Raw genomic sequence first — 10,581 nt, forward strand, 5'->3', positions numbered from 1 at the left:
GAGGCGAATTCAATCAGTGATCCTATGCTGCCGAGAAAAGCCTCTAGCGAGCTTTCACACGGCCCGTACCCCAAACCGACACAGGTGGTCAGGTAGAGAATACTAAGGCGATCGAGATAACTATGGTTAAGGAACTCGGCAAAATGCCCCCGTAACTTCGGGAGAAGGGGGGCCTCGTCTGGTGACGGAATTTACTTCCTGAGCTGGGTGGGGCCGCAGAGACCAGTGAGAAGCGACTGTTTACTAAAAACACAGGTCCGTGCGAAGTCGTAAGACGATGTATACGGACTGACGCCTGCCCGGTGCTGGAAGGTTAAGAGGACCGGTTAGCTTTTCGGAGCGAAGCTGAGAATTTAAGCCCCAGTAAACGGCGGTGGTAACTATAACCATCCTAAGGTAGCGAAATTCCTTGTCGGGTAAGTTCCGACCTGCACGAATGGCGTAACGACTTCTCAGCTGTCTCAACCATAGACTCGGCGAAATTGCATTACGAGTAAAGATGCTCGTTACGCGCGGCAGGACGAAAAGACCCCGGGACCTTCACTACAGCTTGGTATTGGTGTTCGGTTCGGTTTGTGTAGGATAGGTGGGAGACTGTGAAACGGTGACGCCAGTTATCGTGGAGTCGTTGTTGAAATACCACTCTGATCGAATTGGACCTCTAACCTCGGACCATGATCTGGTTCAGGGACAGTGCCTGGTGGGTAGTTTAACTGGGGCGGTTGCCTCCCAAAATGTAACGGAGGCGCCCAAAGGTTCCCTCAGCCTGGTTGGCAATCAGGTGTCGAGTGCAAGTGCACAAGGGAGCTTGACTGTGAGACTGACAGGTCGAGCAGGGACGAAAGTCGGGACTAGTGATCCGGCACCGGCAAGTGGAAGCGGTGTCGCTCAACGGATAAAAGGTACCCCGGGGATAACAGGCTGATCTTCCCCAAGAGTCCATATCGACGGGATGGTTTGGCACCTCGATGTCGGCTCGTCGCATCCTGGGGCTGGAGTAGGTCCCAAGGGTTGGGCTGTTCGCCCATTAAAGCGGCACGCGAGCTGGGTTTAGAACGTCGTGAGACAGTTCGGTCTCTATCCGCCGCGCGCGTAAGAAACTTGAGGAAGGCTGTCCCTAGTACGAGAGGACCGGGACGGACGAACCTCTGGTGTGCCAGTTGTTCCACCAGGAGCACCGCTGGTTAGCTACGTTCGGAAGGGATAACCGCTGAAAGCATCTAAGCGGGAAGCCTGTTCCAAGATGAGGTTTCTCACCCCCTCGAGGGGGTAAGGCCCCCGGCAGACCACCGGGTTGATAGGCCAGAACTGGAAGTGCGGTAACGCATGCAGGTGACTGGTACTAATAGGCCGAGGACTTACCACAAAGAAGCTACGCGTCCACTGTGCGGTATCTGAAACAACACAGATACCCGATCACCGAACATGATGTTCGCACCCACCCCCCACCCCAGCTCACCGAGCCGGCGACAGGGGTGGATCCGAACATGGTGTCCGCTGATCGCGGTTATCGTCCACTGTGACAGTTTCATAGAGTTACGGCGGCCATAGCGAAGGGGAAACGCCCGGTCCCATTCCGAACCCGGAAGCTAAGCCCTTCAGCGCCGATGGTACTGCACTCGACAGGGTGTGGGAGAGTAGGACACCGCCGAACACACATTCAGTAAAGCCCCCCAACACCGTTGGGGGGCTTTACTCATTTCTGAACAACGCAAGGGTTAATTTTAACTCCATGCGCTTTTTGCCGACGCATTCATCACTTTTCATCTGCTGTTCATCGCCCGGACGGCGCCCTTAAGCCTCGGCGACTTTCAATGTCGGAACTGTTACCTCATGCCGATAAACCCAGCAGGTGAAACTGTGGCGACCGGGGTACCGGAGAATCTTGCCGCGAACATGACCATCGCAGAGCAGTACGACTGGCATCGGTCGTTCCTACGCCGACATCCGGTGTCCCGCCGTAACTTTCTCGCGGGATCGGCTGCCGCAGCTGCCGTCGTCGCGGTCGGAAATACGTCGTGGTCCCAGATTGCCTACGCCCAGGATGCGCCCTTGGCGGTAGGGGGTCGACACACCTCGTTCGGCGTCGACCCGTCGTCACAGCTTCGCTTCTCGGCCCAGCTCTCCCGAAACCCCGGAGCCACCGGTGTCTTCCTCGATCACGGCCCTACCCCGGCGCTCGGTGCGACGACAGCAGCCGAGGTGCGCAATCTGCTGAGCCAAGTACCACAGACCGACGGCGGAATCCTCTCTGCTGAACAGTTCTACGTCCATGTTCCGGTCGACAGATTGGCGGCGAAGACGCCACACTTCTACCGGTGGCGCACAGTCGACGGATACGTCGGCGACGTGCAGAGCGTATGGACGGCACTACCCGCCGGACGGAGTGTTCCGTTTCGTTTCACGATGATGGGGGACCAGGGTGTGGACGAGACGCCCACCCAACCGCCCGGGTTGAAACCAGGGGACTACGACGACCTGTACTACAAGGCCGACAACGACCCGACGGTTCGTCACTCTGCGAACATCGTGAAGCAGATCGCCGCAGCCAAACCGGATTTCCACGTCCTGGCCGGCGACATCGCCTACGCCGATCCGTCGGGAGCCGGGTTGCCGCCACAGTTCGCGCCGAGCGGAAAGACACCTCCGAGCGGGTTCGACAAATACAACCCGTACGTCTGGGACGGATACTTCGCCGCGATCGAGACCGGCGCGATGTCGGCGCCCTGGTTGTTCGCCACCGGCAATCACGACATGGAAGCGCTGTACAGTCCAGATGGTTACGGCGGCCATGCGGCCCGGTTGGATCAACCCGAGAACGGTCCGACCGGTTGCCCGTCGGTGTATTCCGTCGTCTACGGCAACGTCGCGGTTCTCTCCCTCGACGCCAACGACATCTCGTACGAGATCAAGGCCAATACCGGGTACTCCGGCGGGGCTCAAACCTCTTGGGTGGAAAAGGCTTTGATGGATTTTAGGGCCGATCCCGAGATCGATTTCATCGTCTGCTTCTTCCATCACTGCGCTTATTCGACAACGGACTCGCACGCCAGCGACGGTGGTGTACGCGATGCGTGGGTTCCGTTGTTCGACCGGTACCAGGTCGACGTCGTGTTACAGGGTCACAATCACGTTTTCGAACGCACCGACCCGGTCCGCGGCGGAACCCCGACACGGGTGGCGGCGGATCAGTCGGTGGTGTATCCGGCGACGGACGGCACCGTCTACTACACCGTCGGCGGCGGTGGCCGACCCCGCTACGGTTTCCAGCCCCAGGAACTCGAGAGCTACCGTGGCAACGTCGTGGAAGACACGGCGGTGTCGAACAGTTACGTCTGGACACCCGAAGGGCAGAAGTCCGCCGAGTCGATCCATTGGTCGCGCGTGCGATTCAGAAACTATTCGTTCATCCGCGTGGACGTCGTTCCGGGTATTGCGGGGATAGTCCCGAGCGAGATGCATATTGCCGCGATCGACGAGTACGGCCGCGAGTTCGACCGGGTCACGTATCGGCGAGATGTTCCTCTCGGCGGACGCTTCGGCTCGTCCTGACAGTACGACGAGACCGTGACAAGTCACATCTGATCGTCGGCCATCGGGACCGTCGTCGTTGTCGGTCGCGTACCTACCGGCCGCTCGGGAACGGCGACAGTGGTCTCCGCCAAGCGTCCACGGAGGGTGACTGTCTCGGTGAACCTCCAGTGCCTGCTCTCACCGGGGTCGGCGGCTTCGACGGCGTGCCCGGACGCGACCAGATGTCCGTCGACGGATTTCGCCAACTCCGAAAGCCGGGCGGCTTCGTTGACCGGGTCACCTATGACGGTGTATTCGAAGCGCTCCCTGGCACCGACGTTACCGGCAACGGCCACGCCCGAAGCCACTCCGATTCCGGTCCGTATCTCGGGAACCTCCGCCGCCAATCGAGACGTGATGGCTCTCGACGCGGCCAGAGCACTACCCGCGTGATCGTCGATCGTGGTCGGTGCCCCGAAGATCGCCAGTGCCGCATCACCTTCGAACTTGTTGACAAAGCCCCCGTGCCGATCCACCTCGTCGACCACCACTTCGAAGAATCGATTGAGCAATGCCACGACGGTGGTGGGGGAGTTGGTCGCGGCCATGGTGGTCGAACCGATCACGTCGACGAACATGACGGCGACGTCGCGTTCCTCGCCGCCGAGCTCGGGGTTGTTCAGCATCGCGTTCGCGGCTACTTCGTGACCGACGTGGCGACCGAACAGATCGCGGATGCGTTCACGTTCTCGCAGCCCTTCGGCCATCCGGTTGAAACCGGTCTGCAGAAGCCCGAGCTCGGTGCCGTCGTACACGACGACGGACGCCGTGAAATCCCCGCGCGTGACCTGCTCCATGCCGAGTCGGACGGAACGGATCGGCGCCGCGGAGGAACGGTTGTTGATGAACGTCAAGCTCAGTCCGACGCAGATGGTCACTCCGCCGATCGCGAGAATCGACACGGCTAACGCGTCCGTGGTGGCCGGCCTGATGTAATTGAAGATGGCGATCAACATCAATCCGGAAACCGGCACACCACTGCCGAGTACCCAGATGAAGATCGTGCGGCCGGTCAGCCCGAGAACGGCGGCTTTGCGAGGCACACCGTGTTCGAGGGCCCGTGCGGCGACCGGGCGCAGCGCGAACTCGCTGAGGAGGTAGCAGAACGCGCAGGTGGTGATACCGCTGAAAGCTATGGTGAACAACACTTTCGGGATGGTGCTCGGATCGACTACCCCGTACATGGTGGTGAACGTGATCAGAGCGGCTGTCCAGAGAAAACCCTGGACGCGGGTCAATCGCCAGGGTCCGCGCAGTGCGGCACGTTGATTCGCCGTAGTGGGCACCTGATTCTCTGTTGCCCAACGTAAATCGTGTACGAGTCGTTTGGTGCCCCAGAACAGGCCGATCAGGAAGACACACCCGATGAAGATCGGGAGTGCTATGAAATTGATCCAGCCGAACTGACGGCCGATGATCGACGGGCCGGGTACCACGAAGGTCACCAGCACGATCGCCAACGTCGCGCCGATCAGATTCGTGATCAGCAGCGGAGCGGTCAGCAGCAGTTGCACCCTGATCCGGCGCCGCCGCGGGCTCTCGTCGGCCGACCCGAGGATTCGGGACCCGAGAGGAGCCGTGGACTTGTGGGTGCGTTGCATAGTGTGTCGAGACTATCCGCCGCTATCCCTTAGGGTGGTCCAGTGCGCCTAGTAATTGCTCGCTGTCGTGTCGACTACGTAGGTCGACTGACCTCCCATCTCCCCGTCGCCCGACGACTCCTCCTCGTCAAGGCCGACGGCTCGGTGAGCATCCACGCCGACGACCGCGCGTACAAGCCGCTGAACTGGATGAGCCCACCGTGCTGGCTGGTCGAGACCACCGCCGACGACGATATTCTCTGGGTGGTGACCAACAAGGCCGGGGAGGAACTTCGGATCACCATCGAGGAGGTGGAGCACGATTCCTCTCACGAACTCGGTATCGATCCCGGCTTGGTCAAGGACGGTGTGGAGGCGCACCTTCAGGAACTTCTCGCCGAACACGTCGAGACACTGGGTGCCGGTTACACGTTGGTTCGCCGCGAGTACATGACGGCGATCGGGCCCGTCGATCTTCTGGTGCGCGACGCCGACGGGGCGTCGGTGGCCGTGGAGATCAAACGACGCGGAGAGATCGACGGAGTCGAGCAGTTGACGCGATACCTGGAACTGCTCAATCGCGATCCGTTACTGGCCCCGGTGACCGGAGTGTTCGCGGCGCAGCAGATCAAGCCGCAGGCGAAGACGTTGGCAAACGACCGAGGCATCCGTTGCCTGGTTCTGGACTACGAAGCCTTACGTGGGACGGAAAGCACAGAGTTCCGGCTGTTCTGAAATCGTTAGACTTCTCACCATGCCGCGTCGTAAGCCTTCCCCGAAGCACACGTCCCGCGTCGAATCTCGCGGCGGACGTGGCCCGAGTGTGCCCCCGCACAGCGGAATGCTGTTCGGCGGAGCATTGGTTCGAGAAGAGCCGGGTCCGGGCGGAGAGCTTTACCTGGTGCGCCCCATTCCGGGCGCCAACGCGACGAAGAGTTACCGCTGCCCGGGCTGCGATCACGATATTCGTCCAGGCGTCGCGCACGTCGTGACGTGGCCGTCCGAGCCCGGTGGTGCGGAGGAACGTCGTCATTGGCACACCGGGTGCTGGTCCGGTCGCGGTACGCGCGGGCTCACCAGGCGCTGGTCCTGAGACCTGGTCAGCTCCGGGTTTGGGCGCGCTGCTCCACCACGCTGACGTCGATTTCGGTGGTGCTCGAGTCGTCGGTGTTCGAGTCGTCGTCTTCGGGCTCGACCTGCTCGCCGTCGAGATCCGCGTCGTCGACGTCTGCCGCTGCCGATGCCGCCGGTCCGTCCAGCAGCTCGCTTTCACGATTGACGGAAGCGAGCATCGCGGGAACAGAATCGAGTTGACCGCGGATTCCCAGCAGCTGAGCCAGAATTCGGCCGCGCAGTACACGCAGCTCTTCGGCCAATTCCTTCGCGTGGGCGATCTTTCGCTCCGACTGATCGGTTGCCGCCTGCAAACGACGCTGCGATTCGTGCGTCGCGTCGGACAAGCGCCGTTCGGCTTCGGCTTTACTGGAGGCTTCCAATTCGTTGACAGCGGCGATGACCTTGGCCCGGCGCTCGGACATCGAAATGTCGAAGTCCTCCCGAATCTGGGTGCGCTTGGCTTCGGACTCGGCAGCAAGACGGTCGCGCTCGGCCTGCGCGGCCTCGACGATCCGCGCTGCCTCGGTACGGGCCTGCGCCATCGTCTGCTCGTGCATCGTTTCCATGGCGTTGCGACGATCTTCGAGTTCGGCGATCAAGGACTCGTAGTGCCCTCGCAGCCGCGCACCGTCCTGTTCGGCGATGGACGTCATCTCCGCGGCGTCGGCCTCGGCCTTGGCGCGAACCTCGGACGCCTCGTCGGACGCGAGACGGAGCATGCGACTGATGCGATCGCTCATCCCCTCCGCGGTGGTCGGCGGAACGGAAAGACGGTCGACGTCCTTGCGTAGGTCGTCGATGTCGTCGCGGGCATCGTCGAGTTGTTTGGCCAGGTCGCGGGCCTGCGAAGCTGCGGCGTCACGGTCAGCGGCCGTGACGCGCAACTCCGCGTCGAAACGCTCGAAGTAGTTACGCACTTCGTCGCGGTCGTAGCCCTTGCGTGCGATCTGAAACGGAAGTTGGATCGAACCGCGGTCCTGCTCGTATGCCATGGCGACAATCTACCTGGCATTCCTGTCGGAGTCGGGACTGCTAGTGGCTTGCGTCTGGTTCGACCAATTCGACCAGTACGCCGCCGGCATCTTTGGGGTGTACGAAGTTGATTCGCGAGTTCGCGGTGCCCTGACGAGGTGCATCGTAGAGCAATCGGACGCCACGCTCGCGGAGTTGTTCGGAGATCGCGTCGATGTCCGTCACCCGGTAGGCGAGCTGCTGCAACCCGGGGCCACTGCGGTCGATGAACTTGGCGATGGTGGAGTTCTCGTCGAGGGGAGCGAGTAGCTGAAGTGCGGTGGCTCCGGCCGGGGCGCCGACGACCGAGAGCATCGCTTCCCGGACGCCTTGAGCCTCGTTCACTTCTTCGTGGGTGGACACCATTCCGAGATGGTCGGTGTACCAGGCGATGGCTGCATCGAGGTCCGGGACCGCGATACCGACGTGGTCTATCGCCACGACGAGGTCGGACGACAGGGGGCCGAGGGGGGAGGTCTGTGTCATGTGGTTCACGGTAGCGCTACCGTTTGTCGGGTACGCGTCGGGTCATGCCGGGCGATCGAAGCCTGGGGTGAATTCGGAAATGTCTTGTCTTCTCACTTCTTTACAGCCGGAGGAAATCGTGACCAGTTCTGTGATTGTGGCGGGGGCTCGTACCCCGATGGGTCGACTCCTGGGAAACCTGAAAACCCTCTCCGGATCCGACCTCGGCGCCATCGCCATCAAAGGCGCCCTCGACAAATCCGGCATCACCCCCGAACAAGTCGACTACGTCATCATGGGACAAGTCCTCACCGCCGGCGCCGGCCAAATGCCCGCCCGCCAAGCCGCCGTCGCCGCCGGCATCCCCATGAACGTCCCCGCCCTGACCATCAACAAAGTCTGCCTCTCCGGCATCGACGCCATCGCCCTCGCCGACCAACTCATCCGCGCCGGCGAATTCGACACCATCGTCGCCGGCGGACAAGAATCGATGACCCAAGCCCCCCACCTCCTCGACAAAAGCCGCGAAGGCTTCAAATACGGCGACGTCACCCTCCGCGACCACATGGCCTACGACGGCCTCCACGACATCTTCACCGACCAAGCCATGGGCCTGCTCACCGAACACGTCAACGAACAACAATCCACCCACATCACCCGCGAAGAACAAGACACCTTCGCCGCCGCCTCACACCAGAACGCCGCCCGCGCCTGGAAAAACGGACTCTTCGACAACGAAGTCGTCCCCGTCACCATCGCCCAACGCAGAGGCGAGCCGATCGTCATCGCCCAAGACGAAGGCATCCGCGCCGACACCACCACCGAATCCCTCGGCAAACTACGTCCCGCGTTCGCCAAGGACGGCACCATCACCGCCGGCTCCGCCTCCCCGATCTCCGACGGCGCCGCCGCCGTGATCGTGATGAGCAAAACCAAAGCCGAAGAACTCGGCCTGACCTGGATCGCGGAAATCGGCGCCCACGGCGTCGTCGCCGGACCCGACTCCACCCTCCAATCCCAACCCGCCCGCGCCATCGCCACAGCCTGCGCCAAAGAAGGCATCAACCCCACCGACCTCGACCTGGTCGAAATCAACGAAGCCTTCGCCGCCGTCGGAATCGCCTCCACCCGCGAACTCGGCCTCGACCCCACCACCGTCAACGTCAACGGCGGCGCCATCGCCCTCGGCCACCCCCTCGGCATGTCCGGCGCCCGCATCGCCCTGCACCTCGCCCTCGAACTCCGACGCCGCGGCGGCGGCACCGGCGCAGCCGCACTCTGCGGCGGCGGCGGACAAGGCGACGCCCTCATCCTCCACGTCCCCAAAGCCTGATTTACAGCCGCGTTACACCGTTTTTCGGATTAATGCTCGACGACGCTCCGTGGTTTTCCTCACACAACTACGGGGCGTCGTAGTCGTTCGGGCACAATGGGGCGCATGGCGAACGTCTTCGATCTCAGTACCACTGCCAAGCGCTTCCGGTTCGTTGCAATTCTCGAGGCCTTCACCTGGCTCGGTCTGCTGATCGGAATGGCCTTCAAATACATCCCGGACAACGGCAGTGAGATCGGCGTCAAGGTTTTCGGACCCATCCACGGCGTCGTGTTCGTCGCCTACGTGGCAGTGGCAATTCTGACCGCTGTGAAACTTCGCTGGAGCGTGATCACCACCCTGTGGGCACTGTTCGCGAGCATCCCGCCGTTCGGCACCGTCGTCTTCGAGGTGTGGGCGAGTCGAACGGGGAAGATGGCGGAATTGTCCACCTCTCCACAGCGTGCCGGCTCAGTTCACGCCTGAGCCGCACAGCCGTCTTCGTCTGATTCGTTCAGGCGTGACAAAATGGGAGTCGTGACTCGACCAGGCTCCAGGCCCCCAGTTCGTTCGTCCGCAATTGCTGCCGCCATGAGTGGTGCGGTGGACCTCTCCGCTCTCAAGGAACGTGCCACGGCGCCGCCGTCGCGTCCGGCTGCTGCGGCAAGCTCCGGCGCTCAAAGTGGCGCTGTGGCAACCCCCGGCGCTGTTGTCGAGGTGACCGAACAGAACTTCGAGGCGGAAGTTCTGGCGAAGTCGAATCAAGTACCGGTCATCGTCAACATCGGCGGACGCGCGTACGAGCCGTCTGTGGTATTCACCGAAGTTCTCGAGGCTCATGCCGCGCGAGCGGCCGGCCAGTGGATCCTCGCGAACGTCGACGTGGATGTCAGCCCGCGTATCGCGCAGGCTTTCGGAGTCCAGTCCATACCGACGGTCATCGCCGTCGCTGCGGGTCAACCGTTGGCCGATTTCCAGGGCGCACAGCCCGAAGAACAGCTCAACGGATGGTTCGCCGCCGTTCTCCAGGCTGTCGAAGGGAAGTTGTCCGGCCCGGTCGCCGACGGCGCAGACGCCGAGCCGGATGTGGTCGACCCGCGGTTCCTCGCAGCCGAAGACCTGTTGGACGCGGGCGACCTCGACGGCGCGATCGCCGCGTATCAGGTGATCCTGGATTCCGAGCCGGCCAACGCCGAGGCACTGGGAGCCATCCGTCAGGTGAAGTTCATGGCCCGGGTCCAGAGTCTCGATCCCGAATCGATTGCCGCCGCGGACGCCGATCCGTCCAATCTCGAGCTGCAGTTCGCCGCGGCGGATCTGGAGATGTTCGCTCAGCAACCGGAAGAGTCGTTCGCCCGGTTGATCAAAGTCGTCTCACGCACTGCGGGCGACGACAAGGCCGCCGCCCGCACCCGACTCCTCGAACTCTTCGAGCTGTTCGATCCAGCCGAGCCGATCGTCATCACTGCCAGACGCAAGCTGGCGTCGGCGTTGTACTGATCCCCGCTGCGCGGCCTGACGCTG

At 62.2% G+C, this 10,581-nt stretch carries 9 protein-coding genes and 2 rRNA genes (1 of these 11 cut by a window edge); 8 read left to right on the forward strand and 3 right to left on the reverse strand.

Features of this window, described 5'->3' with window-relative positions:
* From ABH922_RS05930 to ABH922_RS05940, 3 genes are all read left to right on the forward strand, one after another.
* A 23S ribosomal RNA gene (locus ABH922_RS05930) occupies positions 1 to 1,366 on the forward strand; it begins 1,771 nt to the left of the window's first position.
* A gap of 171 nt (positions 1,367 to 1,537) precedes the next feature.
* A 5S ribosomal RNA gene (gene rrf, locus ABH922_RS05935) occupies positions 1,538 to 1,654 on the forward strand.
* A 179-nt stretch (positions 1,655 to 1,833) separates the two neighbouring features.
* Positions 1,834 to 3,552 (forward strand): metallophosphoesterase, encoded by a 1,719-nt coding sequence (locus tag ABH922_RS05940; protein ID WP_424806040.1) that lies wholly within the window; start codon positions 1,834 to 1,836, stop codon positions 3,550 to 3,552.
* Positions 3,553 to 3,575: 23 nt separating this feature from the next.
* On the opposite strand, the gene ABH922_RS05945 is transcribed toward ABH922_RS05940, so the two are convergent.
* The gene (locus ABH922_RS05945) at positions 3,576 to 5,174 is read right to left on the reverse strand and encodes an adenylate/guanylate cyclase domain-containing protein (RefSeq protein ID WP_424806041.1); all 1,599 of its coding nucleotides are present in this window, start codon (positions 5,172 to 5,174) and stop codon (positions 3,576 to 3,578) included.
* A gap of 42 nt (positions 5,175 to 5,216) precedes the next feature.
* On the opposite strand from ABH922_RS05945, the gene nucS reads away from it, so the two are divergent.
* Positions 5,217 to 5,888, forward strand: coding sequence for an endonuclease NucS (gene nucS / locus ABH922_RS05950; RefSeq protein WP_424806042.1), 672 nt, complete (start codon positions 5,217 to 5,219; stop codon positions 5,886 to 5,888).
* A 19-nt stretch (positions 5,889 to 5,907) separates the two neighbouring features.
* Positions 5,908 to 6,246, forward strand: coding sequence for an ATP/GTP-binding protein (locus ABH922_RS05955; protein WP_424806043.1), 339 nt, complete (start codon positions 5,908 to 5,910; stop codon positions 6,244 to 6,246).
* Between the two features lie 7 nt (positions 6,247 to 6,253).
* Here ABH922_RS05955 and ABH922_RS05960 read toward each other — a convergent pair whose 3' ends face one another.
* Together ABH922_RS05960 and mce are read right to left on the reverse strand one after the other, a co-directional pair.
* Positions 6,254 to 7,261, reverse strand: a complete 1,008-nt coding sequence (locus tag ABH922_RS05960) for a hypothetical protein (protein WP_424806044.1) — start codon at positions 7,259 to 7,261, stop codon at positions 6,254 to 6,256.
* Positions 7,262 to 7,301: 40 nt separating this feature from the next.
* Positions 7,302 to 7,766 carry a methylmalonyl-CoA epimerase gene (mce, locus tag ABH922_RS05965; protein WP_424806045.1) on the reverse strand — a complete coding sequence of 155 codons (465 nt, stop codon included), beginning with the start codon at positions 7,764 to 7,766 and terminating at the stop codon, positions 7,302 to 7,304.
* A gap of 118 nt (positions 7,767 to 7,884) precedes the next feature.
* Between mce and ABH922_RS05970 the strand changes: the two genes are divergently transcribed.
* From ABH922_RS05970 to ABH922_RS05980, 3 genes are all read left to right on the forward strand, one after another.
* On the forward strand, positions 7,885 to 9,078 hold the full coding sequence (locus ABH922_RS05970; RefSeq protein WP_424806046.1) for an acetyl-CoA C-acetyltransferase: 1,194 nt from the start codon (positions 7,885 to 7,887) through the stop codon (positions 9,076 to 9,078).
* A gap of 105 nt (positions 9,079 to 9,183) precedes the next feature.
* A complete protein-coding gene (locus ABH922_RS05975; RefSeq protein WP_424806047.1) occupies positions 9,184 to 9,543 on the forward strand; it encodes a DUF3817 domain-containing protein in 360 nt (119 codons plus the stop codon).
* 105 nt (positions 9,544 to 9,648) lie between these two features.
* Positions 9,649 to 10,557: a co-chaperone YbbN gene (locus ABH922_RS05980; RefSeq protein WP_424809579.1), complete on the forward strand. Its 909-nt coding sequence runs from the start codon at positions 9,649 to 9,651 to the stop codon at positions 10,555 to 10,557.
* Positions 10,558 to 10,581 lie beyond the last annotated feature (24 nt).

This window comes from Rhodococcus sp. 27YEA15 (assembly GCF_049739425.1).
In the GTDB taxonomy this organism is placed as follows: domain Bacteria; phylum Actinomycetota; class Actinomycetes; order Mycobacteriales; family Mycobacteriaceae; genus Rhodococcus_F.

Excerpts from the sequence above, each read along its gene's own strand:
- ABH922_RS05955 (WP_424806043.1), top strand. The coding sequence starts at position 5,908 with ATGCCGCGTCGTAAGCCTTCCCCGAAGCACACGTCCCGCGTCGAATCT.
- ABH922_RS05980 (WP_424809579.1), top strand. The coding sequence starts at position 9,649 with ATGAGTGGTGCGGTGGACCTCTCCGCTCTCAAGGAACGTGCCACGGCG.
- ABH922_RS05960 (WP_424806044.1), bottom strand. The coding sequence starts at position 7,261 with ATGGCATACGAGCAGGACCGCGGTTCGATCCAACTTCCGTTTCAGATC.
- ABH922_RS05975 (WP_424806047.1), top strand. The coding sequence starts at position 9,184 with ATGGCGAACGTCTTCGATCTCAGTACCACTGCCAAGCGCTTCCGGTTC.
- ABH922_RS05940 (WP_424806040.1), top strand. The coding sequence starts at position 1,834 with ATGCCGATAAACCCAGCAGGTGAAACTGTGGCGACCGGGGTACCGGAG.
- mce (WP_424806045.1), bottom strand. The coding sequence starts at position 7,766 with ATGACACAGACCTCCCCCCTCGGCCCCCTGTCGTCCGACCTCGTCGTG.
- ABH922_RS05945 (WP_424806041.1), bottom strand. The coding sequence starts at position 5,174 with ATGCAACGCACCCACAAGTCCACGGCTCCTCTCGGGTCCCGAATCCTC.